Source organism: Ekhidna sp., from assembly GCF_965212185.1.
GTDB lineage: Bacteria > Bacteroidota > Bacteroidia > Cytophagales > Cyclobacteriaceae > Ekhidna.
Genome location: NZ_OZ243102.1, coordinates 3,018,673 through 3,041,932 on the forward strand (window position 1 = coordinate 3,018,673; position 23,260 = coordinate 3,041,932).

The window sequence follows — 23,260 nt, forward strand, 5'->3', positions numbered from 1 at the left end:
TTTATCTTTATTATAAATATCCACATTATGAAATCTTCAATGTTCGCCTCACTCATTTTACTAATTGTTTCTACTACAACATTTTCACAAGATGAAGGCTTTGGAGTTCCACCTATTCTAATTCGTTCTTCTCAATGCCTAACTGAAACGGAAAGAGTCCAAATCCAGAAAATACTTGAGGAAAAAACATTTCATAACCCTGTCAGATCTACTAATGTTGTCAAATTTGAATGGCCTATCAGGCAGTCAATTAACTATAATGAAAAGGAAGTGATAGGTATATCCAATTATGTAGACTGGAACGAAACCTATCCAAATAACCTAACTGACTACAATTGCGGCACCAGATCATATGACACGCAGAGTGGATACAATCATAAAGGAACGGATGTCTTTTCCTGGCCTTTTACCTGGCATAAGATGGATAATGATCATGTGGGAATAATAGCAGCAGCACAAGGAACGATCATTTACAAAGAAGGGTCCAGAGACGATAAAAGTTGTTCCTTCAATAGCAACTCCTGGAATGCAGTATATATTGAACATAGTGATGGATCTATTGCTTGGTATGGTCATTTAAAAAAAGGATCACTTACTTCTAAAGATGAAGGTGAACAAGTAGAAGCGGGTGAATTCCTGGGTGTCATGGGAAGCTCGGGTAACTCTACAGGCCCACATCTTCATTTGGAGATCTATGATGTTAATGGAAACTTGGTCGACCCATTTGCTGGCAACTGCAACGCTTCAACATCAGAATCATGGTGGGTTGAGCAACCTGATTATTACAATTCAGGAGTTAGTCGTGTATTGACACATGACAGCCCACCAGAGTTTGGTTGCTACGGTGACGAAAATCCTCACCTGAGGGTGGATTTCAGCCACGGAGAAAAGGTATATTTTGCTACTTATTTCAGAGATCAAATGGATAATGGGATTAGTAATCATGCTGTATATAGGCCTGATGGCTCCCTATTTCAGGAATGGACAACAGTATCCCCACAGTTTTATGCTGGATCTTATTGGTATCGATCATTTGATTTACCATCAGCTGGCAATGAAGGTCAATGGAGGTTTGTCTCATCTTATGAAGGAGATGAGGAGACTAGGTTTTTCTATTTAACAAATGATCCAAGTGATCAACTAACTTTTACTGAGGACTTTATAATTATGGAAGATTATGAAATAGGAGAAGAAATTGTTGGCACGTTCGAAATTGTAAATAGCGGAGACAATGGCCTGATTGTCACAGGAATTGACTATCCGGATTCTTTTGATGGGCATTGGGATGGAATAATTGATGCTCAAGAGTCAAAAACAATCCAATTCACCTTCGTACCAAATAGTACTGAGCCTTTGGATGATAAAATCACTGTTAATACATCAAGAGGATCTTTTGAGCTTGACGTGATAGCAGAAGCACCCATTCTAAGTGCTAAATCAGAGAATCTGGAATTATTTTATCCAAATCCCGTGAAGAGGGGATCTGTAAAATTCACGAATGCAGTAGATGCAATTGAGGTTATCTCCCTTAGCGGAAAAATTATCTTAAGTATTCAATCAAAAACAAATCAACTGGATGTTTCTCATCTTAGCGCTGGCACCTATCTCTTGAAATTCAATGTAGATGGTGTAAAATCCATCAAAAGAATGATTATTGAGTAATTAGGATTCTTATTTTCTTTTTGGATGCAGTTCATGGAAAAAGATATCTCCATTAGGAACATCAAACTCAATGCCCTCTACTTTGAGGTTATTGTCTAGTTCAAGCGAGATCGTACCAAAGTCAAACCATGCATGCTCCTCATCCCATTTAATCTGATAGGTATCATAGTGCCAGTGCTCTAATGTAGCATCTAGTTTTGGAGCGCTCTGAAAAGACATTCGCAAAGATCCATTTTCCTCTGAGACAGTTATATCTCCAAACATTGGATCATTATAAACTCCTATAATTTCAGACTTATCAACCGTTGGTTTGGTATTCATCACTCTTGCGCTCATTCGTTCGTCTACATCTTCTTTGTGGCCATTTCGGGAGCGTGCGCGTTCGAGATATTCTGCTGACCAATCCCTCATATCTTTCTTTAAGTACTGATTGGCGATGTAAAAGGCAATTGGTGTAGAGATTCCTTCCATCGTATTGGTGAGAACCACAATACCCAATTTTAAATCAGGAATCATCATTACCCTGGAATACATGCCATCATATCCTCCACCGTGGCTCACTGCCATGGTGCCATGATAATCCATTAGGCTCCATCCTAGTCCATAACCTGCAAAATGACGCCCCGGAATAGATTCTTTTGAGCGCTCACTTAGTTTAAAATTGTTGTGTGGGGTCCATAAAAGATTTTGCTGCTCTTTATCTATGTATTGCTGCCCATCCCATTCGCCTCCATTTAGGTTCATCATCATCCACTTGGCCATGTCCGTGGAAGATGATATAATTCCCCCTGCGGCACTCGGAGCATCCCAGCTAGCCCAGTTAATCGGTACGGTACCATTTTCTAATGTAGGCTTGTGAGGAGTTGCTGTATTTTCTGGTAGATCATTTACGCTGATTACCGTATTATCCATACTTAATGGATTCATGAAATTCTTTTTCACATAAGCTTCCCATGGCTCACCAGTAACTGTTCTGATTACCTCTCCTGCAGCTATAAACATCAGGTTTGTGTACCCATAACCATCGCGGAATTCAAATGCCTCAGGGACAAAAGCAGCATTTTTAATGATTTCTTCGGGCGTTTTCTCAGACTTGTACCAGATCACATCTCCACTAAAGGTACCAAGACCAACTCTGTGACAAAGTAAATCTTCAACAGTCACCATTGAAGAAACATATTCATCTCCATATAATGTAAAGTAAGGAAGGTATTCTCTCACCTTATCTTTCCAATCAAGCTTTCCTTCTTCAACCAACTTGGCCATGCATGAAGCAACAAACGCTTTGGAATTGGAAGCTATCGCAAAGAGTGTATTATCATCGACTTTATCGTTTTCTCCAATTTCTTTAACTCCATATCCCTTGCTCAATACTACCTCTCCATCTTTCACAATAGCAACAGCCATACCCGGCACATTCCAATCTTTTCTGGCTTTTTCTATGTATTTGTCAATAGCCTTGACATCTACTTGAGCCTGAGATGATATAAATAAGATTAAAAGAAGTATAGATAAGAGCTTTTTCATTCTTCAAAATTTGATTAAGAACGAAAATACAAAAGAAAAGCAATTAGCTCTTACCACGTAGAGCTTTTAGCATTGAGTACTGCTTTCATGATATCTTTTTGACTGATTTGACCAATCAGCTTACCTTCATGAACGACTGGAAACCTTCGTAACCTTTTGTCAAGAAACATTCTTGCCGCCTCAAAGATATTGAGGCCTGGACCCACGGTAATCACATTTTTTGCCATGTGTTCCTCTACCAATCCTGTGAAGATTGGCATGTTATCATATTTGCCCTTTACTACCTCTTTCAAACAATCTCCTTCTGAGATAACACCAACTAATTGTCCATCGTCATTAACTACAGGTCCTCCAGAAATTTTATACTTCATTAAAGCATCAACCACCTCATGCATCGCCTGATCCGGCTTGAATGTGATGAGTTTTTGCGCCATGTAATCTTCTACTTTAAGCGCTTGAGTTTCCTGAATTTTTGGAGCTTCTGCTCCTCTGTAGCTCATTACCATATTTAGCTGAATTTAATGTTTTAAGTAGCATAGAATCTACTCAAAAAACAGGAATTCACCAAATTTTAGTATGTAGATTATTAGCTTGAATGATCAGAAACTATCACCCATTCATCACCTAGACGTCTGAAGATCAGAGAGAAATGACCGTTTGGGTTATCACTGTTTAGCTTTAAGTTCCACTTCCCAATAACGGTCCAAAAATCTTCACTTAAAGGTTCTACTATGATTAATTCAAATGAAAGAATTCCCATCGCAGATTTGTCAGGATATCTCTTTTTATAATTATCTAGCGTTTGTTGCCATCCATAAGTAAGCCCTTTGCTTCCAATAAAAACCAACTGCTCCGATTTCCAATAACCCTCCATGAAGCATTCTAAATCCCCTTCATTCCAACATTCCACTTGCTGAGCTAGCACTTCTCGAATGGCACGTTCGTCTGTGCTTTGAGAGATGGATGAGAAATGAAATAATATTAAGGCGAAGAATAGTGCTATCCTCATTTTCTAAGATATGTTTGAATCTTAGCTTTTAACGTCTCTTTATCGGTAGTAATGTGTGGATCGCTGTAAATTTTAAGCATCATCTCACGTAAAACATCCTCATCATAGCCAAGTTTGCTAGCGATCTTGGCGCAAAACTTAATTTCTTCTTTATAGATGCGCCCGTCGATTTTCATTAACTGCACAACATTGTACAGGTAATCATAACGCTGATCATCTGAAAGCATTTCCAATCCCTCTATCACGGAAGGGTCCTCAAAACATTCACTTATCTCTTCAGCAGACATCCCGTTTGCTTTGCCTATTTGCTTTATAAGATCGATTTCCTCCTGAACGACTACTCCATCTACTCGAGCTAGTTGCACGAGCATATTCAAATGAGACCGGACAATATTTGGAAAATTACTTTCTATGACTTTTCGAATTAAATGCAGTGCAACCGATTGCGAATGCTTCACAAAAGTAAAGCCACACACGTTAATCTCAAACTATAATAATAAGTGGCTATCTTAGAATGGCAATGAATTTTTTGGCACATCTGTATTTAAGTGGCGAGGACGAAGAAATTTCGATTGGAAATTTTATTGGAGATTTTGTAAAAGGATCTCAAATGGATCAATATTCTGACGAAATTCAAAAAGGCATCAGGCTGCACCGTAGCATTGATTATTTCACTGATACACATGATGTTGTGCTACAAAGCAAAATAAGGCTCAGAAAGAAATTCAGGCACTATGCTCCCGTAATAGTGGATGTATTTTATGATCATTTTCTAGCTAAGAATTGGGCTGATTATTGTAATGTTCCACTTTTAGAATACACAGAGAACTTTTACAAAACAATTACCAAATACTTTGATCGCATTCCAAGAGGGGTGATCAATATGCTTACTTACATGACCAGAGATAATTGGCTATTTAATTATCAATTCATCGAAGGGATTGATAAAGCTTTAACCGGAATGAGTCGTCGTACACGTTATGAAAATCGCATGGATGAAGCATCTCAGGCATTGCAAAAGCATTATTCTGAATTTGAAGATGAATTCAATGCATTCTTCCCGGAATTGGAGGCTCATGTCAAAAACTTCGAAAAATAAATTTTAACATGAAAGATTTTCTAATAGTAGGCCTTGGTGGGTTTATTGGTAGTGCTGCCAGGTATGGTGTTTACCTCCTTACTGCTAAACTGTATTTCGAAAAACCATACCTAGGAACCTTGATTGTGAATTTACTTGGATGTTTTTTGATCGGGATTCTTAGCGGTGAACTAATAAAAATAAATAATCAGACTGGCCTATTTCTAATCGCAGGACTTTGCGGTGGCTTTACCACCTTTTCAACCTTTGCTTTGGATGGGCTTAAACTTATTCGTGATGGAATGATCACACAGTTTATTTTTTATGCAAGTGTAAGTATGATTGGAGGTTTGATTGTTTGCTTAATAGGGCTTTATTTGATGAATAAAGCATAATCTTTATTTACCTATCTTCGTTTATAGAGGAGAATTTCCATTTCAGATGACCAATTACTACCACGTACTGGGGCTTTCTGAGGATGCCACACCTACTGAAATCAAGGCCGCATTTAAGCGTCTTGCTGTCAAGTACCATCCGGACAAACATCCAGGTAAGCCTGAGATGGAAGAAAAATTCAAGGAAATCAATGTTGCACATCAGATCTTATCGGACGAATATGAAAAAGCCCGATTTGATCTAAAACTTAAATACAGACAGTTTTCTGGCAGTCATACAAGAACTAGTACTTACCGGCCTCCAAATCCTAATCAATGGAAAAATCAAGCCAGAAGAAGGTATGCGTATAAGCCAGTGGATACCAAACAAAATGCAATTGCAACCGCCTATGCGTTTGGCATTACATTTTTAATTGCGCTATTGGTCATGACTGGTGTCTGGATGAAGCAAAGCTATGATGACAGGAAGCTAGAAAAATTGCTTGCTGATAGGCGATCAACCTATCTTGAAGCAAAGGATCACTTTGAATCTGGTGATTTCAGATCTGCTTTTGAAATAATGACATCATTAAAGTTCTTTAGAAAAGGAGAGCGAGATATGAAGATTTTCAAGAGTACCATGCTCGACCAAATAGTTGAGAAAGGAAATAAGTCATTCAGAAAAGGCGATTACCAGGCAGCTATAGATCTATACACACTTGTCCAAGAGTTTGCACCTCATTTACCTTTTTATGAGCTAAAACAAAAACTTGCAGAGTCTTATAAAAGGAACAATCAACCTAATAAAGCAATTGAGGTCTTAAAGGACTTTCTGATTGGTGAATATGAAATTATTGGTTCATTGGTGAAAATAGCGGAAATTCAACGTGACGAATTTAACAACCTTGAGGAAGCTCTGGATCATTTAATAATTGCCCACAGGCTTGCTATTAAGCGATACAAAGCGATTTACGGAGATGGATATGCTTTAGTGATCAATGAAAAATACGTCCCTAAATCACATTTTTACCTCTATACAAACCTTGCCGATTTGTATCTCCGCCTTAGCGATACGGAAATGGCCATAAAAGCTGCAGATTGGAATAAGTACGTTTGGCCTGATAGCGCCATTTCATATGTAACAAGCGCTCAAGCATATGCTGCTATTGGTGATCTTAACCAGGCATGTATAGAGTATAGTGGTGCAAGAGACAGGAACTGGAAAGGCAAAACGCCTTCATATTGCAGATAAATGGCCGGTTACTCTAAAAATCCACTTTGGAAGAAACTAAATATTAAGGAAGACTATAATTGTTTTCTATTTCAATCTCCTGAAAATTACTTTGAACTAATAGAGGAAACTCCTGCAGGTACTGAATGGGATGATGATCTGAATTCATCACCTTATGATTTTGAGCATGTATTTGTTACAAAAGTTGAAGAGCTAGAAAATGGCTGGAATGATTGGAAGAAATCTCTTAAAAAAGATGGCACACTTTGGGTATCCTGGCCAAAAGGGAGTTCAAAACTTGATACAAATCTCAATGGAAATATTGTTCGTCAATTTGGATTAAATGGCGGCTTAGTAGATGTCAAAGTCTGTGCAATAGATGATGATTGGTCTGGATTGAAATTTATGTATCGGAAAAAAGATCGTTGAATTCATCATCGACTTTAAACTCTACTTTGCAGCGCTGATCTTTAAGAAGCTCCATATCATCTACCATTATGAATTCATCTTGTTCTTTCTGAATCTTCGCATTTGCTTCCTTCTTCACCTTAATCCGTTTAATTGCCTCTACAAAACGTCTCATTTCTGTGATATTTTCTAGAATGAGCTCAGGAACTTTAGTTGGTTTCCCATCATCCCCCTTAGCTACCATGGTGAAGTAACTGTTGTTGGTATGTTTTACTTGATTCGTTTTCACATTTTCTGATGTCACTTTTATACCCACCACTAATGAGCTATTCCCAACATGATGTACTGCTGCATCTAGCGTCAGCAACTCACCAACCTCAACAGGCTGGAGAAACTGTACTCCATCTACAGTAACGGTAACACAGTATGTGCCTGCATGCTTACTAGCCACTGCATAGGCTACCTTATCCATCAATGAAAGTATGAGTCCACCATGTACTTTTCCTCCAAAATTTGCGAAAGAAGGAATCATTAATTCTGTGAATTTGGTTCGTGAGAATTGTACGGTTCGAGGTTCCATATCTAAAATTCTACTTTAATATCAGAAGACTGTGTACCCATAAATACTTTGATCAACTCAAACTCATAGGTGACATCTTTCCCGACTTTACCTACCAATTGGTCTTTTGAGACCTTCTTAGCCTTTCTTGGTAAATGAAGGATTAGGATGGTTTTTGATTCCTCAATCAGAGAACCAATTACCATCATAGTAGAGTCAGTCATCTTGACATCCGCATTGATTTTGGAGGTTCTGGCAAAAGAGCTCCCATCAAAGGTATATTGGACTTTCATTTGTGGTAAATCCATCTTCATTGCATCACCGGAAGCTCCTTGATTTTCACTTAAGAAATCATTGAACGCCTGTAACTCATCGACACTACTGAATGAAAAACGCATACCTGAATTAATATAACCGTCTTGCTTGCCGCCCTTCATAAACATCTCCATCTTATCGAGGTACTTTCTTTTATCCGGATCATTTTTAATACTATCCGGAACCCTGGAGGAGAAATCTATGATTGAGTCAACTTCCAATGGGAACTGTTCCCATATTTGAGCCTCAACTACCTGTCTAAGACTATCTTCTGAGGCATCCGGATAAATGCTACTCATCATACCCATCATCATGGATCGGGTACTTTCAATAGCATCAGTGTAAACCATGTACTTGCCACTTCCGTCAGCATTGAGATAAATCTCTTCAGTGATATTTGCGCATGAGGTGATGAAAAGCACAAAGACTACCCAAGTCTTTTCTATTAAAGATTTTGAAGGCTTCATTATGGTATGTTTAGGTGAATATCAACCCACCAAATCTCCAGTCATCTTACGGCATTTTTTAATTTTCCGATTGAGGATCACCTTCCAAAAGGGTGAGCGTGTGACTACTAATTTAGTCTTTACCCAAAGGTTATTCAAAAATTTACCCTCCCATGTTCTACTTGTATTTAAATAAGAAGGCTCTACTAGGTATTCAAATCCCATTTTATGTGTTGCCTCTAACACACATGGATTCCCATATAAAATCTTGTCAGCATTGGGGACATAAATGAATGAATAAGTCTTTCTTTTCGGTTTATTGGAAGCTTTATTGGCATCTTTTCTCATCTCCAAATTTTCCGTAGGAAGATGATCTTCTACAGGCTTTTCTCTTTGAGCAAAGGATGCAAAACAGATGAAAAAATATGCGAAGAAGAAAATCGATCGCCTCATATGGAAACCAAAATAGAGAAATTTTTAGCAATGATTGCTGGTAGTACGGTGAATAAATAACTTGCGAAGCGAAATTGAGCCAAAGTGAAGTTTTTAATATCATTTTTCCTTCGAAAAATACCACGTAAGTACCTCCAGCTATTTAGTCACACTGCACTAAGGATTGTAGCTGTATTTTATCGGGGAAATAAAGTAGAGTGTCCCGTCTGCGAGTCTCATTTTAGAAAATTTTTGCCTTATGGAAGGTTAAAATCAAGACCCAATGCGCTTTGCCCGAAGTGTCTTGCTTTAGAAAGACACAGACTGATTTGGCTCTATCTAAAAAGAAAAACAGACTTCTTCACCAAAGAAGCAAAAATGCTCCATGTGGCACCTGAATTATGTTTCATGGATAGATTTGAAGCCTTAAAAAACCTTGATTACATCACTGCTGACATTGAATCTCCCCTTGCTAAAGTGAAAATGGATATTCATGAAATTCCATTTGAAGATAATTCCATTGATATCATATTCTGTAATCATGTCTTGGAACATGTAGATGATGATAAAAAAGCACTTGGTGAAATAAAAAGGGTGCTGAAGCCGGGTGGCTGGGCCATTCTTCAGGTACCGTTTTTCTACCCTCTACCTCAAACAACTTATGAGGATAAAAATATTATCGATCCAAAGGAGAGAGAAAAAGCTTTTGGGCAGGATGATCACGTACGAATGTACGGTGAGGATTATGGCGCCCGCTTGGGTGAATCCGGACTTAAGGTGATTGAAGAAAACATCATAGAGGAGCTAAGTGGTGAAGAAAAAGATCGTTTTGCTTTACCAGAAAAAGAGATAATCTATAAAGTCGTTAAATAGTAATTCAGAATCATCTGCTATATAACACCTATTAAAGTGTACTTTTTTGAGCAGTTCAATAAAAGATTTCAGTTCAATCAATTAAAACTATATTCTACTCCAAAATACACTTCATAGATAAACTCATTTAGAGGAATGATCGGTTTGTCATCCAGAAGAAAATTAGATGTCATTTTAAGTTTAAATTTTTCAGTCAGGGCATTCTTAAATTCTAACTGCCCACTCAATCGATTTCTGAATGCATCAATTGCACCATCTCTGCCTGACTGGAAATAAATAATTGCGTTAATATTTATTGATTCTGTCAGTTTTACATCAGCACTTAAATATGAATTCAACTTCCAGAGATTCTTATTGATCTCCCCCTCTGGCCCATTCCAACGTTCATTTTCTCTAAATACACCTACTCCAGCAAATAGTGAATTCTCTTTTTGAAGAATGTTCCACCTCAGCCCTCCACCGTATAGCATCCTGAACTCCATATTCCTGGACTCATCAAATTGTCCCTGAATGAAAAACTCTGGAGTCAGCTTGGCAGTGCGACGCAATACCTGCCTCAGGTGTGCAGATCCATTGTAAATGAGGGGTCCATCCCCTATTTTAAAGTAGTTTAGCCCACTTATGAGTACAGTAGCAGAGCGTTCTGCGATATATACAAGATCGACATTGTTATTTACGCCAACATAAATATTCTGCTGATCAACTGTGGAACTTCTATTGTTGATGGCAAAGGTGGCATCAATAACTCCAGTGAAATAATTGGAGGAGTCGGTCGCAAGAAAACCTTTGTCTACTTTGAGGATTTGAGCTTTTGTGCTAAAGATTAAAAGAAGGAGCGTCGAACTCAATAAAGCCTGCTTCATTGTCATAGATACAAAACTATTATGTAGAGCCACAGAAATGAAAAAATGACTCTTTTAGCTAATAAGAGTTTTTAGCGGATGAACGCTTACTCGTTTGGCTTATAGTAAGCTGTTTTATAACTTAGATAATATCTAAACGCCATGTCACCCTACGCCACCAAGTTATCAACCCTGATATTATTACTTTTCACTTTTGTGGTGCAAGCTCAGGTTTCTGAAGATTCATTATTGAAACGGCAACAAAAAGGAGAAGAGCTTTTTTTGAGTTTTCAATTTCAGAAGGCCGTTCCCATTCTGAAAGAGGTTGCATTTTCATTTAAGGAAAGGGACCTATGGAAAAACTATTTTGAATGTAAATATTACATCAACCTTTCCTACGTTCTCATCAATCGTGATTCACAGCAAGCACTGGATAGCCTTGAAGCTGACCTAAGTCTTGCATCTGTAAAAATGGGAGAAAAGAGCTCTGGAGTAGGCGAAATGTTATTCGGACTTGGTTGGTTGCATGACAATGCCCTAAGAAAGAAGGAAAAAGGTGCTGAGTATTATCTTAAATCCCTTCACGCTTTTGAAAGTTCATTCGGTCCTATTCATAAAAAAACAGCGAAAGCGATATCAAACTATACTCAGATTCTGGTTTCACTGGGGCGCGATAAGGAGGCGGAGCAATACTTACAAAAAGCTTTAAAAATCTATGGGGAATTATACGATGAAAATGATAGTGAATGGTCAAGACTCTACAATGCAGCCTACTACTATTATGAGGGGTTAAGTCTGCAAGACCAAGCTTTGAAGTATGCTAAGGCGCAGTATCAATTGGCTCAAAATGGCGGGTCAAATAAACGCCTATTGCTAAATGCTTGCAGGAATTTATGCATGAGCTATTTCTATCTACAAGAATATGATAAAGCCAGGTTTTTTGCATTGAAGGAGCTTAAAATGAGGGAAGGAATACAATCACATGAACAAACAATTGCCATTTACAATAATCTCGGTAGGATTTATACATATTTAGATTCAACCGATCGGGCCTTGGAGTACACATTCAAAGCTTGGGAATCAAAAAAAGAGATTTACGGAGAAGAGCATCCGTTAACTGTAAGTTCAGCCATCAACTATGGAAATCTGCTATCGGCTATAGGTAGAGCCTCTGAAGGAAAGAATATACTCCAAAGTCAAATTTCACTAGCTAGTGATCCTGAGAATCAACTTCGCTTACAAGCGTTAATTGGTGTTGCATATAAGGAGAGTAAAGATTGGAAAAACGCAATCCAACAGCATGAAGAAGTAAGGGAAGAATACTTTAATACAGAAATGATGGATAAAATATTGGCTTTCTATTTTTATGGAAAATCTGCCATTTCAGCTATTGAAAGTGGAATTGAATTAGGTCAAGATGAATCTCTTCAAAAAGCTCTTAACACTTTTGAAGAAGCTGATTCATTGGCGAATCATTTTTGGGGTAACATCGACTATTACGACAATCAACGGCACTTTCTCAATCTCCATACAGACTTGTACCTCATAGCATCAAAGCTCTTTTTCACCTTATTTGAGAAAAGTAATAATTTGACCTATGCAGATAGGTTCCTATACTCCACTGAAAAATGTAAATCATCCATTTCATACTCCACGTTCCAACTTGCAGAGCGAATGGAACAACTCAATGTTCCCGATGATATACTAAACTTGAGAGCCGAGATTGAACAAGAGATTTTAGCCTTACAAAACGAAGAGGAAGGGTCAAAAACAGAACTAATTAAGAAGACAAATCAAAGAGACAGTTTAAAGAGGGTGATTCGGAATAATTATCCTTCTTATTACCAAGAACGAATCAACACATCATACGCATCTATTTCTCAGCTTCAAGAAAAATTGGATAATAAATCTGCTTTTCTCATCTACAATAACGGTGAATATGTGGTTAATAAAAAATCTGAAGTTTATGCCATGTTAATTATGAGAGATGGGGTGAAATTATGGAACAAACAAACGGAGGATTTCAGTGATAAGCTGGAAAGCTATCTTTCAGATGTAAGAAATAGGAAGGATCAGCTTCGCTATGAGGGTGAGCTATACCAACTTTTGAGTTTTTCCGAACTGGCGCTATTCCCTGAAATCACAAATCTTAACATTGTCCCTAGCAATGAGCTTTTCTATCTTCCTTTTGATCTTCTGACCGATACTGAAGGGAACTATTTACTTGAAAAGTATACCATTAGATACTTGCAATCTGCATCTATGGAAGCTTTACTAGCAAATACTGAACCTAGAATTGTTAAAATAAGCACGTTAATCTCCCCTGATTTTAGTTCATCGGTAGATATGGCAGATGGAATAGTGCGGGAAAGCTCTAAAGCCACCTTAACTAGCGCTAACAGGGAAATCAATCAAATAGGGAAAATAATAAGTGGTCAAAGATTTACAGATAGCTCGAAAAAGAAGATTATTCAACAGCTTGAGCAATCTGATTTAATCCATCTTGCCACACATGCAGAAGTTAACCTTCAAAGTCCTGGAAGATCTGCCGTATACTTAACAGATTCTGAGGACAGCATCCTTTATGCCTATGAATTGTACAATCAACGGTTTAATGCTGACCTGGTCACATTAAGCGCTTGTAATACTGGAGTAGGTAAACTACAGAATGGAGAAGGTTTACAAAGTTTGGGTAAAGCCTTTTTATACGCCGGTTGTCCTAATTTGATCATAAGTCTTTGGGAAGTAAATGACGAATCCACTGCTGAGCTAATGGAATATCTATATGAAAATTTGAAGGACGGAATGAACAAGGATGAAGCACTTCGTCAAGCCAAGCTGACATATCTTCAAAATGCTGATCCTGTCAAATCTCATCCATACTACTGGGCGGGTTTTACATTCACAGGAAACCCAGAACCTATGATATTTGATAGCGATTTTAAAAAATGGTTTATCATCTTGATTCCAATAATTTTTGTAGTTTTTCTCGCCAGAAGAAAACGTCAAAGCTGATTAAGCACCTCCTTAGACTTACGTGCTAATCCATTTTTCCCTTTAGAAAGCTTTCTCAATAATTCACTGGCCTCATCTACCCGCTCTAACTTGATCAATATCAGGGCTTGATACCATGTTCCGATATCATTGTATTTTGATGATTCGGGTATTTGATCAAGCATGTTGAGTGCCTCTTCAAATCGTTCTAACTCCATTAAACAAATGCCAGCATAAAGATCATATCCAATTCGGTCACTTGAATTTTTTAACTGTTGAATCTTTTCGTAGGCCTCTTGATACTCTCCTTGCTTATATGCCTCAAATGCCTCCTCCTCAAGATTATTCTCTAAACTTTCACCTCTCACTTCTCCAAACTCATACACTCCATAGGGCTCATAGAAATTGGTATAAATGGAATTTGCATTCGGTGAGTCATAAATGAAAAGATAACTTATGATCAAGAGTGGAATCAATGCTGCCACTGCGTACCAATATTTAGAACGTGTTTGTTCACCCCGGTGAAGCACACTTTTTAAGCGTTCACGTTCAGAAAAAGCAATTCCTTTCATAATCAAACGCTCCTTTTCTACCTCATCTCTTAGCCCTTTTTCTGCATCCAGCTTTTTCTCAAAATTGGATTTATCTTCGGCAGAAAGTTGATTCTGAATGTATTTTCGTATTTGTTCTATGTCTTCCATACTTTGTCCTTTAAGTATTTGATGCACCTTGATTTTTGAACCTTCAATACATTTTTATCCGAGTATTCCAATGCTTCAGCAATTTGTCCCAGACTCATTGATTGATAGTAAAACAGTTTCAAAATAGACTTACAGGGTTCATGCATTTCATCAAAATATTTTTTTAGTTGATTGACTAGTCCATTTTCTTCGTCCTCTTTTTCCAACCACTCCCTATAGTAGACCGTCACTTCATCAACCTTATCATCTTGTCGCTTTTGTAGTTTGAATCTCTTTAGTAATTGATTCTTGCAAATCGCAAACAAATAGGTTTTCAACGTGCACTTGAGGTCAACTAACTTTCCATCAAGGGCAGCTTCATAAAGCACAATGATCGAATCTTGATAAACATCTTCAAATGAAAAATCATCACCAAAGTGCTTCATCAACCAGCTTCTAGCTTCCTTTTTATAAAAGTTATAAACCTGCTTAAATACAGCTTCATCACCTTTAGACAATCGATCAATTACATTTTCGTCGCTACTTATTTTCACTACTTAGTATTTCATCAACCAAAATAGTTAACACCTAATCGAAAAAAAATTTTACCGAGCTGTTAACCATTAGCATAATCGGCTATTAAGACTTGAAAAATCGCAATAGTCATGAAAACATTTAACACTACTGATCACAACCACCGAAGACTCAAACGAAAACTTTGGATCATTGAAGCCATAGTTTTTATCGCAAGTCTACTATTTGTTCAAGTTAGCAATGCGCAGGATGTCACTATCCCGGATGCGAACTTTAAATCATATTTGGTTGGTAATACATCCATTAACACCAATGCTGATGGAGAAATCCAGGTAAGCGAAGCTACTGCCTACTCCGGGGCAATCATTTGTAATAGCTTGAGCATCTCTGATCTGACAGGAATTGAAGCTTTTCCAAACATTACTGAGCTAAACGTCAGACAAAATAATCTATCTAGTGTGGATTTGAGTAATAATTCCGCACTAACAAGTCTGCGTATCGGAGAGAATTCGTTTACTACCATAGACCTTTCTGCAAATACTCAACTAGAGTTTCTAATTGCCAACAACAATTCCTTATCATCCATTGATGTTTCTAACAACACATTGCTTACAGAGCTGAATGTTTGGGGCAATCTGCTTAAGTCTTTAGATATTTCAAATAACACCCAATTGGTTGAATTGAATTGTGCAAACAATACAGGAATCGCGTCTTTAGATCTATCCCAGAATACTTTATTGATAGATTTTGATGCTTCAGAAACTGGCATTACATCAATCGACCTATCAAATAATACTTCCATGGAAGTTTTATCGATTACCAGTAATAACCTGGCTGAAATAGATGTGACTCCTTTGAGTCAACTGACCGAATTATATGTTTATAGCACACAAATTCAAAGCATCGATCTCACTCAAAATCCAAACCTTGAATACCTCGATATTGAGTATAACCAATTAGATCAAATTGATATTTCTCAAAACACCATGCTAGTAGAAGCTATTTTGAATGGTAATACACCTTTACGTCATTTAAATGCTGCGAATGGCAATAATCAAAACTTATATCTGGAAGTAGATACATCGCCTAATCTTACCTGCATTCAGGTTAGCGACGTAGCTTATGCTAATGCTAACTGGGAAAAAGATGAGACTGCTACCTTTAGTCTTGACTGTCCAGGTCCTTTTGAGTTGGTTTCATTGACTCCAGGAAATGGCTCGACGGAAGCTTCTAAAGAATCTGTATTAACGTTAACATTTTCTCACGATGCGGATGTTGGCGCAGGTAACATTAAGGTTTATAAAGTATCTGATGATGCCCTGGTCGCACAATTGAATAATTTCAATAGCACCTATATGACCATTGATGGCCCCAATATAACCTTCGATTTTCCGGTAGATTTCCCGCAAGGTGAGGAGTTGTATGTTCAAGTATCTGACGCTTATCTCAGAAGTGATTTGATTAGTGAAGATTGGGAGGGGATTCAAGACAACACAAGCTGGACTTTTACAGTAGAAGATACACGACCACAAATCATCTCCTTTTCTCCCACAACTGAAATTATACCGGTCAATGTGGAATTGTCATTAACATATGATCGTGAGATGGTTCTGACTACATCCACTATTCCAGCCATTAGGGTCTATAACTCTGACGATACGCAAGTATTCTTTGCAAACAAAAACAGCCCATATATTGAATTGAATGGAGCTACGGCAACTATTTCATTACCTAACCCTCTGGCTTCCGGAACGGATTACTACGTTACGCTGGGAGAAGGCCTTTTTGTGGATGCAGAGGATATTGCAAATGGAGGTCAGGACATAGAAGATGATCAAACATGGAATTTTAGTACCAGAATCAATGATGGTAACGGACCTGATATCGTTTCTCTGAGCCCTTCGAATGGTGCTACCAAAGTTGAACGTGCCGGTAATGCCATTGATTTTGAAATCACATTTGATGAGCCTGTCTATTTAGGAAATACAAGTGGGGCTGTAAGATTATATCGTGAAGCAGGTGAAACGGATGTGCTCTACTATAATATTGGAAATATTGCGTCTATAAGCGAGGATAACTTAACTGTAACTTTCAATATTCCAGGAAACTATAACATGTTTGAAAATACAGAACATTATATTCTTCTGGATGAGACAAATGGTTCCAATCAAGTCATTTTTGATGCTGATGGAAACAATGTAACTGCCATTGATGGAGAAAACGATTGGCGTTTTACCACATACGGAGCGATAGAAATTCAATCCACAGTTCCCGCTGATGATGCTGTTGATGTAAGTACTTCAGGAGTAGTATCATTCACAACAAATAATGATATTACTGTGGCCACCGGTGCTCCTATTTACCTTAAGTATGCAAGCAATAACGCAAATGCATCAGTTGTTACTACAGACTCAGAAGAGGTTACACTCAATGGCAATGAGGTAACAATCGATTTTGGTGAATTGAATACGAACACCTCCTATTATGTTTATATCCCAAATAGTGCGTTCAGAGATGAATTCAACCAGACATTCACTATCGCGGGTACAGAAACATGGAATTTCACAACTGGCGATGAGATTGCACCAAGTCTCGTCGCACTTTCTCCATTACATGAATCTACAGACGTTGCAGCAGATGAGGATTTGGTTATAACCTTTAATGAAGATGTTCAATTGAGTGGTGAAGGAATATTTAAAATGTATGATCGATCCAATGATCAGCTAATAGGAACCATATGGTCTTTTGATGCTGGAGCGACAATAAATCAAAACACGGTAACCTATGATATTCCAATAGATCTACCTTATGGTACTGAAATCTATATTGAAATAACAAATGCAATCGAGGACTTAGCAGGTAATAGAGCAGAAAATATCACAGGCAGTGATGATTGGTATTTTACTGTCGAAGGAGAGCTGGATGCTCCGCAAATAACATCTTTATCTCCGTTGAATGGTGCAACTGATGTTTCAATTACTGAAAACTTAGTGTTGAACTTTGATGAGAATGTTCAATTGACTGGGTCGGGTTTATTCAAAATGTACAACGCCGCTACTGATAAACAAATTGGTGCTAATTGGGCATTTAGCTCAGGTGCCACTGTTGATGGAAGTACGGTTACCTATGACATTCCCATAGACCTGCCATACGAAACAGAAATTTATTTCACCATAACCAATGCGATCGAAGATGAATGGGGAAATAACGCTCCCAATTTCACAAATAGTTCTGACTGGGTAATTACAACCATGGCTGAGCCCGATGAAATAGAACCGGCGATAGAAGTATTAAATCCAACCGATGATGCCATTGATATAGCTGTCAATCAAATGATGGAAATCACCTTTGATGAAGACGTTATGATTGCCACTAGTGGAGCAACAAAGCAAGCGATTATAAAGTATGGTAGTAACCAGATATTCGAAGTTGTTACCCTTACAAATGATAACATTCAGGGAAACATACTTTCAATACCTCATCAGGATTTTGCAAGAGAAACAACCTATTACATGTACCTGGCTGATGGGGTAATTGCGGATCTCTCAAATAATTGGTTCAGTGGAATAATAGAATCTACTGAATGGAACTTCACCACTGAAAGTAAGCTAGATCAGACCATTACATTCTCTGAAATTACTGATAAAGTCTATGGAGATGATTCATTTCAGCTCTCCGCTTCAAGCTCATCTAATCTTGATGTATCGATCACAGTAGTTGAAGGCCCTATCTCTTTGGATGGGAATACAGTAACTATTACTGGAGTAGGGAATGCAACGATTGCTGCCAATCAATCCGGTGATGATACTTTCAATCCTGCTCAAGAGGTAACTCGATCTTTTGAAATTGCTAAAGCAGATCAAGTCATCACCATCACTCCAATTAATGATAAGTTGACAACTGATGCGTCGTTTGATATTGATGCAGAAGTAGACTCTGGACTGGAGCTTACTTACAGCGTTTCTGGACCTGCAACTAATGAGGATGCAACTATAACGCTGACTGGAGAAAGTGGAACTGTGACTGTTACGGTATCTCAAGGAGGTGATGACTATTACAATAGTACGTCTTCCTCTGAGTCATTTGATGTTATTGATCCTGCTAAACAAGATCAAACCATAACATTCTCTGAAATTGAAGACAAAGTCTTCGGTGATGATCCATTTCAACTCGCTGCTTCCAGTTCTTCTGATCTTGATGTATCGTTCACAGTAGTTGAAGGCCCAATCTCATTAGATGGAAATAGTGTGACCATTACAGGAGCAGGAACAGCAACCATTGCCGCCAATCAAGCCGGTGACAACACTTTCAATCCTGCATCAGAAGTGACTCAATCATTTGAAATTGCTAAAGCTGACCAGGTTATCACCATCACTCCAATTGAAGATAAGCTGACTACTGATGCAGCGTTTGATATTGATGCAGAAGTAGACTCTGGGCTGGAGCTTACTTACAGCGTTTCTGGATCTGCAAGTAATGAGGGAGCGACCATAACACTAACTGGGGAAAGTGGAACTGTGACTGTTACGGTATCTCAAGCAGGTAATGACAATTACAATAGTACGTCTTCCACTGAGTCTTTTGATGTCTTGGATCCTGCTAAACAAGATCAAACCATCACATTCTCCGCAATTGAAGACAAAGTCTTCGGTGATGAATCATTTCAGCTCTCCGCTTCCAGCTCCTCTGATCTTGATGTATCGTTCACAGTAGTTGAAGGCCCAATCTCACTGGATGGAAATACCGTTACCATTACAGGAGCGGGGAATGCAACCATTGCCGCCAATCAAGCTGGTGATAGCACTTTCAACCCTGCTCAAGAGGTGACTCGATCTTTTGAAATTGTCAAAGCAGACCAAGTCATCACCATCACTCCAATTGAGGATAAGTTGACAACCGATGCAACGTTTGATATTGATGCAGAAGTAGACTCTGGACTGGAGCTTACTTACAGCGTTTCTGGACCTGCAACTAATGAGGATGCAACCGTAACGCTGACTGGAGAAAGTGGAACTGTGACTGTTACGATATCTCAAACGGGTAATGAGAATTACAATGGTACGTCGGCCACTGAATCATTTGATGTGACTGATCCTGCAAAACAAGATCAAACCATCACATTCTCCGCAATTGAAGACAAAGTCTTCGGTGATGAATCATTTCAGCTCTCCGCTTCCAGCTCCTCTGATCTTGATGTATCGTTCACAGTAGTTGAAGGCCCAATCTCACTGGATGGAAATACCGTTTCCATTACAGGAGCAGGAACAGCAATCATTGCCGCCAATCAAGCCGGTGATGACACATATAATCCAGCCTCAGAAGTGACTCAATCTTTTGAAATTGTCAAAGCAGAACAAGTGATCACCATCACTCCAATTGAGGATAAGTTGACAATCGATGCAGCGTTTGATATTGATGCAGAAGTAGACTCTGGGCTTGAGCTTACTTACAGCGTTTCTGGTCCTGCAACAAATAGTGGTGCAATTGTAACGCTAACCGGGGAAACAGGGGTAGTGACCGTCACTGTATCGCAAGCAGGTAATGAGAATTACAATTCTGCTTCAGCAATAGAGTCATTTGAGGTAACTGAAAATGCATTGGGTTTTGAAAATGAGATTGATGTAGAATACTATCCAAACCCTGTTAGAAACAAATTAACCATCAAAACCAGCGAAAATTCTACCATTCGTTTGATTGGAATGAATGGAAAGGTTCTATTGGTTAAACATAAAATTCGCTATGGATCACTTGATCTTTCAACTATAAAACCAGGTCTTTATGTACTTGAAATTAAATCAGGCGATCAGGTTTTTAGGGAACAGATTATTAAGGCTAACTAAGGAAGCATAAGCTAATGGCTATGCGATTAGGGCCGCTCAAGGAGCGGCCCTTTTTTATGGCTTCAAAAAACAGCTATAATTAGTAAATTGAGGTACATTCAATGACCAAAACCCATCCTCATCATGTTAACCAAAAGACTTCTCTACTCAATATTCGGCATATTCAGTGTCTTTCTACTCGTTGCACAATCCACCCAAAAACCAGTTCTACATGGTAAGCACTGGATGGCCATCACAGGAAAACCTCTCGGTGCAACGGCTGGTGCGATGGTCTTCAATCAAGGGGGAAATGCTGTGGATGCATCTTGCGCCATGCTTGGTGCGACAAGCACTATGTGGGATGTATTGAGCTGGGGTGGTGAAACGCAAGCTTTGATTTACAATCCCAATACGGGGAAGGTAATCGGCATCAATGCTCTTGGTGTGGCACCTTCGGGAGCAACTGCAGAGTTCTATAAGGAAAAAGGATACGACTACCCTCCTCGATTTGGCCCATTAGCGGCGGTAACACCAGGAACACCTGGGGGATTGATGACTATGCTAGCAGAATATGGCACCATGAGCCTTGAAGAAGTCTTAGCTCCTGCAATGGAAATGGCCCAAGGTTATCCGATGGAGGGACAAACAGCGAGTAGAATTGAAGGCTCAAAAGATGAAATTAAAAAATGGCCACCCTCAGAAAAGGTATTCCTAACTAACAAGGGTAAAGAATGGGAAGGTCCGGAAGCAGGAGAAATTTTTGTTCAATCAGACCTGTATAACACCTTATCTAAACTTGTTGAAGCTGAACGAAACGCACTTAAGGCAGGGAAAAACAGAAAAGAAGCCATCTATGCAGCTTATGATCGATTCTACAAAGGAGATATTGCAGATGATTTTGTAAAGGGTGTTCAGGATTTGGGTGGCTTGATCACTAAGAAGGATTTAGAGGATTGGAAAGTCTATATTGAAGAGCCACTCAAGACTAATTACAAAGGAATCGATGTGTATAAGCTTACTTCCTGGGTACAAAGCCCTGTAATGCTTCAATCACTAAACATGGTAGAGCAATTGGATGTCAAGTCTATGGGATACAATTCGGTCAACTATATACATGCATTGTACCAAATCATGAACCTTACATTCGCTGACCGAGATTTTTATTATGGAGACCCTTATTTCCCGCCTGAAGAACCAATTAAGGGACTGATGTCTAAAGAGTACGCAAAGGCGAGGCTGGAAGAAATCAACTGGGAGGAAAATGACGCTGAGGTAAGACCCGGAGATCCTTATCCATTTCAAGATGGTAAGAATCCTTACTTAAAATACATTGAGGACTGGACCAAAGAAATGAATGGAAAAACCGGATTCGTACCAGATATGCAATCTCCAGAATCAGAATTCCCAACAGGAACAGAAATCTATAACGGTACCACTTCGATACAAGCTGCCGATGAAGAAGGTTGGGTTGTATCAATCACTCCAAGTGGTGGTTGGGTGCCCGCTGCAATTGCCGGGAATACCGGAATAGGATTAAGCCAGCGTGCCCAGAGCTTTGTACTCAATGAAAGTGAAAACCCATACAATGTCATTGAACCGGGAAAACGTCCAAGAGCTACATTAACACCCACGTTAGCTTTAAAAGATGGCAAGCCATTCCTTTCATTCGCAGTTCAGGGAGGTGATTCTCAAGACCAAAACCTGTTGCAGTTCTTTCTGAATATGGTAGAGTTTGATATGAATGTTCAGGAAGCGGCTGAAGCAGCAAACATCAATAGCTTTCAAATGCGTGGATCATTTGGCCAACATGAAATTGAGCCTGGGAAACTCTTAATTCGAGAAGATACTCCTGATTATGTACGAAAGAAATTGAGAGAGATGGGTTATACGCTACAGATCCGAGAGCGGACTTCCGGTCCTATCAATGCAATTTTCTTTGATTGGGAAAATGGTAGCATGTGGGGTGGCAGCAGTAACTTTGGTGAGGATTACGGAATTGGTTGGTAATGTTTTAAATAAATGGATTTCTATCCAAAATAGGGAACTGAAATGCCCAAAAAGGGATTTGCTGAGTAATACATTCACATCCCATGAAACAAATCGAATCCAGAGAGGATATTTCATTACTAGTAAATGCCTTTTACAATCGCATTCGAAAGGATGAGTTACTTGGCCCAATTTTCAATCATCACATTGAAGAAGAAAGATGGCCGGGACATTTAGAAATGTTGACGGATTTTTGGGAAATGAATTTATTCGGAACCGGAAATTTCACTGGAAGACCCGGCATGAAACACATCATGGTGGATCGATCATTAAATAATGGAGTCACCGAAGATCATTTCCGCCAGTGGGTGGGCCTTTGGTTTGAAACACTTGACTCTCTATTTGAAGGTTCCCTTGTAGAGCATGCAAAAAACAGAGCCATTCAAATGGCCTATGGACAATTCAATATGATTGTAAAAAGTCGGGTTTAG

At 38.7% G+C, this 23,260-nt stretch carries 20 protein-coding genes; 10 read left to right on the forward strand and 10 right to left on the reverse strand.

Annotated features, from left to right (window positions below; genetic code table 11):
- The first annotated feature begins 27 nt into the window (after positions 1–27).
- Entirely contained in the window at positions 28–1,662 is a 1,635-nt protein-coding gene (locus tag ACOMC3_RS13045) for a peptidoglycan DD-metalloendopeptidase family protein (protein ID WP_420316332.1), read from the forward strand.
- 9 nt (positions 1,663–1,671) lie between these two features.
- Here the strand turns inward: ACOMC3_RS13045 and ACOMC3_RS13050 are convergent, their stop codons facing one another.
- From ACOMC3_RS13050 to ACOMC3_RS13065, 4 genes are all read right to left on the reverse strand, one after another.
- Complete coding sequence (locus tag ACOMC3_RS13050; RefSeq protein ID WP_420316333.1) at positions 1,672–3,189, reverse strand: serine hydrolase; 1,518 nt, start codon at positions 3,187–3,189, stop codon at positions 1,672–1,674.
- A 50-nt stretch (positions 3,190–3,239) separates the two neighbouring features.
- Positions 3,240–3,689, reverse strand: coding sequence for a CBS domain-containing protein (locus tag ACOMC3_RS13055; RefSeq protein WP_420316334.1), 450 nt, complete (start codon positions 3,687–3,689; stop codon positions 3,240–3,242).
- Positions 3,690–3,775: 86 nt separating this feature from the next.
- The gene (locus ACOMC3_RS13060) at positions 3,776–4,198 is read right to left on the reverse strand and encodes a YybH family protein (protein ID WP_420316335.1); all 423 of its coding nucleotides are present in this window, start codon (positions 4,196–4,198) and stop codon (positions 3,776–3,778) included.
- Positions 4,195–4,569 (reverse strand): TerB family tellurite resistance protein, encoded by a 375-nt coding sequence (locus ACOMC3_RS13065; protein WP_420316336.1) that lies wholly within the window; start codon positions 4,567–4,569, stop codon positions 4,195–4,197. The genes ACOMC3_RS13060 and ACOMC3_RS13065 overlap by 4 nt, the downstream gene beginning before the upstream one ends.
- A 149-nt stretch (positions 4,570–4,718) precedes the next feature.
- Between ACOMC3_RS13065 and ACOMC3_RS13070 the strand changes: the two genes are divergently transcribed.
- From ACOMC3_RS13070 to ACOMC3_RS13085, 4 genes are read left to right on the forward strand one after another with little or no spacing between them, the layout of a single operon-like run.
- Positions 4,719–5,297, forward strand: coding sequence for an ACP phosphodiesterase (locus ACOMC3_RS13070; protein WP_420316337.1), 579 nt, complete (start codon positions 4,719–4,721; stop codon positions 5,295–5,297).
- Between the two features lie 8 nt (positions 5,298–5,305).
- On the forward strand, positions 5,306–5,671 hold the full coding sequence (gene crcB, locus ACOMC3_RS13075; protein WP_420316338.1) for a fluoride efflux transporter CrcB: 366 nt from the start codon (positions 5,306–5,308) through the stop codon (positions 5,669–5,671).
- A 46-nt stretch (positions 5,672–5,717) separates the two neighbouring features.
- Positions 5,718–6,902, forward strand: a complete 1,185-nt coding sequence (locus ACOMC3_RS13080; RefSeq protein WP_420316339.1) for a J domain-containing protein — start codon at positions 5,718–5,720, stop codon at positions 6,900–6,902.
- Positions 6,903–7,310: a DUF3052 domain-containing protein gene (locus tag ACOMC3_RS13085; RefSeq protein ID WP_420316340.1), complete on the forward strand. Its 408-nt coding sequence runs from the start codon at positions 6,903–6,905 to the stop codon at positions 7,308–7,310.
- Here the strand turns inward: ACOMC3_RS13085 and ACOMC3_RS13090 are convergent.
- The 3 genes from ACOMC3_RS13090 to ACOMC3_RS13100 are packed head-to-tail and all read right to left on the reverse strand — an operon-like array spanning position 7,285 to position 9,062.
- A complete protein-coding gene (locus tag ACOMC3_RS13090; protein ID WP_420316341.1) occupies positions 7,285–7,869 on the reverse strand; it encodes an acyl-CoA thioesterase in 585 nt (194 codons plus the stop codon). The two genes, ACOMC3_RS13085 and ACOMC3_RS13090, sit on opposite strands and share 26 nt — an antisense overlap.
- Before the next feature lie 2 nt (positions 7,870–7,871).
- Positions 7,872–8,630 (reverse strand): hypothetical protein, encoded by a 759-nt coding sequence (locus ACOMC3_RS13095; protein ID WP_420316342.1) that lies wholly within the window; start codon positions 8,628–8,630, stop codon positions 7,872–7,874.
- Positions 8,631–8,651: 21 nt separating this feature from the next.
- A complete protein-coding gene (locus tag ACOMC3_RS13100; protein WP_420316343.1) occupies positions 8,652–9,062 on the reverse strand; it encodes a hypothetical protein in 411 nt (136 codons plus the stop codon).
- Positions 9,063–9,146: 84 nt separating this feature from the next.
- Here ACOMC3_RS13100 and ACOMC3_RS13105 point away from each other — a divergent pair, with 84 nt between their 5' ends.
- A complete protein-coding gene (locus tag ACOMC3_RS13105; protein WP_420316344.1) occupies positions 9,147–9,914 on the forward strand; it encodes a class I SAM-dependent methyltransferase in 768 nt (255 codons plus the stop codon).
- A 77-nt stretch (positions 9,915–9,991) separates the two neighbouring features.
- On the opposite strand, the gene ACOMC3_RS13110 is transcribed toward ACOMC3_RS13105, so the two are convergent.
- Positions 9,992–10,777: a hypothetical protein gene (locus ACOMC3_RS13110; RefSeq protein WP_420316345.1), complete on the reverse strand. Its 786-nt coding sequence runs from the start codon at positions 10,775–10,777 to the stop codon at positions 9,992–9,994.
- Positions 10,778–10,918: 141 nt separating this feature from the next.
- Here ACOMC3_RS13110 and ACOMC3_RS13115 point away from each other — a divergent pair, with 141 nt between their 5' ends.
- Positions 10,919–13,771 carry a CHAT domain-containing protein gene (locus ACOMC3_RS13115; RefSeq protein ID WP_420316346.1) on the forward strand — a complete coding sequence of 951 codons (2,853 nt, stop codon included), beginning with the start codon at positions 10,919–10,921 and terminating at the stop codon, positions 13,769–13,771.
- Here the strand turns inward: ACOMC3_RS13115 and ACOMC3_RS13120 are convergent.
- Complete coding sequence (locus ACOMC3_RS13120; RefSeq protein ID WP_420316347.1) at positions 13,762–14,451, reverse strand: CDC27 family protein; 690 nt, start codon at positions 14,449–14,451, stop codon at positions 13,762–13,764. The two genes, ACOMC3_RS13115 and ACOMC3_RS13120, sit on opposite strands and share 10 nt — an antisense overlap.
- Positions 14,439–14,984, reverse strand: a complete 546-nt coding sequence (locus tag ACOMC3_RS13125; protein ID WP_420316348.1) for an RNA polymerase sigma factor — start codon at positions 14,982–14,984, stop codon at positions 14,439–14,441. The genes ACOMC3_RS13120 and ACOMC3_RS13125 overlap by 13 nt, the downstream gene beginning before the upstream one ends.
- A 111-nt stretch (positions 14,985–15,095) precedes the next feature.
- Here ACOMC3_RS13125 and ACOMC3_RS13130 point away from each other — a divergent pair, with 111 nt between their 5' ends.
- From ACOMC3_RS13130 to ACOMC3_RS13140, 3 genes are all read left to right on the forward strand, one after another.
- A complete protein-coding gene (locus tag ACOMC3_RS13130) occupies positions 15,096–20,804 on the forward strand; it encodes an Ig-like domain-containing protein (protein ID WP_420316349.1) in 5,709 nt (1,902 codons plus the stop codon).
- A gap of 123 nt (positions 20,805–20,927) precedes the next feature.
- A complete protein-coding gene (locus tag ACOMC3_RS13135; protein WP_420316350.1) occupies positions 20,928–22,790 on the forward strand; it encodes a gamma-glutamyltransferase family protein in 1,863 nt (620 codons plus the stop codon).
- 83 nt (positions 22,791–22,873) lie between these two features.
- Positions 22,874–23,260 (forward strand): group III truncated hemoglobin, encoded by a 387-nt coding sequence (locus ACOMC3_RS13140; RefSeq protein WP_420316351.1) that lies wholly within the window; start codon positions 22,874–22,876, stop codon positions 23,258–23,260.

Excerpts from the sequence above, each read along its gene's own strand:
- ACOMC3_RS13045 (WP_420316332.1), top strand. The coding sequence starts at position 28 with ATGAAATCTTCAATGTTCGCCTCACTCATTTTACTAATTGTTTCTACT.
- ACOMC3_RS13050 (WP_420316333.1), bottom strand. The coding sequence starts at position 3,189 with ATGAAAAAGCTCTTATCTATACTTCTTTTAATCTTATTTATATCATCT.
- ACOMC3_RS13055 (WP_420316334.1), bottom strand. The coding sequence starts at position 3,689 with ATGAGCTACAGAGGAGCAGAAGCTCCAAAAATTCAGGAAACTCAAGCG.
- ACOMC3_RS13060 (WP_420316335.1), bottom strand. The coding sequence starts at position 4,198 with ATGAGGATAGCACTATTCTTCGCCTTAATATTATTTCATTTCTCATCC.
- ACOMC3_RS13065 (WP_420316336.1), bottom strand. The coding sequence starts at position 4,569 with ATGCTCGTGCAACTAGCTCGAGTAGATGGAGTAGTCGTTCAGGAGGAA.
- ACOMC3_RS13070 (WP_420316337.1), top strand. The coding sequence starts at position 4,719 with ATGAATTTTTTGGCACATCTGTATTTAAGTGGCGAGGACGAAGAAATT.
- crcB (WP_420316338.1), top strand. The coding sequence starts at position 5,306 with ATGAAAGATTTTCTAATAGTAGGCCTTGGTGGGTTTATTGGTAGTGCT.
- ACOMC3_RS13080 (WP_420316339.1), top strand. The coding sequence starts at position 5,718 with ATGACCAATTACTACCACGTACTGGGGCTTTCTGAGGATGCCACACCT.
- ACOMC3_RS13085 (WP_420316340.1), top strand. The coding sequence starts at position 6,903 with ATGGCCGGTTACTCTAAAAATCCACTTTGGAAGAAACTAAATATTAAG.
- ACOMC3_RS13090 (WP_420316341.1), bottom strand. The coding sequence starts at position 7,869 with ATGGAACCTCGAACCGTACAATTCTCACGAACCAAATTCACAGAATTA.
- ACOMC3_RS13095 (WP_420316342.1), bottom strand. The coding sequence starts at position 8,630 with ATGAAGCCTTCAAAATCTTTAATAGAAAAGACTTGGGTAGTCTTTGTG.
- ACOMC3_RS13100 (WP_420316343.1), bottom strand. The coding sequence starts at position 9,062 with ATGAGGCGATCGATTTTCTTCTTCGCATATTTTTTCATCTGTTTTGCA.
- ACOMC3_RS13110 (WP_420316345.1), bottom strand. The coding sequence starts at position 10,777 with ATGAAGCAGGCTTTATTGAGTTCGACGCTCCTTCTTTTAATCTTTAGC.
- ACOMC3_RS13115 (WP_420316346.1), top strand. The coding sequence starts at position 10,919 with ATGTCACCCTACGCCACCAAGTTATCAACCCTGATATTATTACTTTTC.
- ACOMC3_RS13120 (WP_420316347.1), bottom strand. The coding sequence starts at position 14,451 with ATGGAAGACATAGAACAAATACGAAAATACATTCAGAATCAACTTTCT.
- ACOMC3_RS13130 (WP_420316349.1), top strand. The coding sequence starts at position 15,096 with ATGAAAACATTTAACACTACTGATCACAACCACCGAAGACTCAAACGA.
- ACOMC3_RS13135 (WP_420316350.1), top strand. The coding sequence starts at position 20,928 with ATGTTAACCAAAAGACTTCTCTACTCAATATTCGGCATATTCAGTGTC.
- ACOMC3_RS13140 (WP_420316351.1), top strand. The coding sequence starts at position 22,874 with ATGAAACAAATCGAATCCAGAGAGGATATTTCATTACTAGTAAATGCC.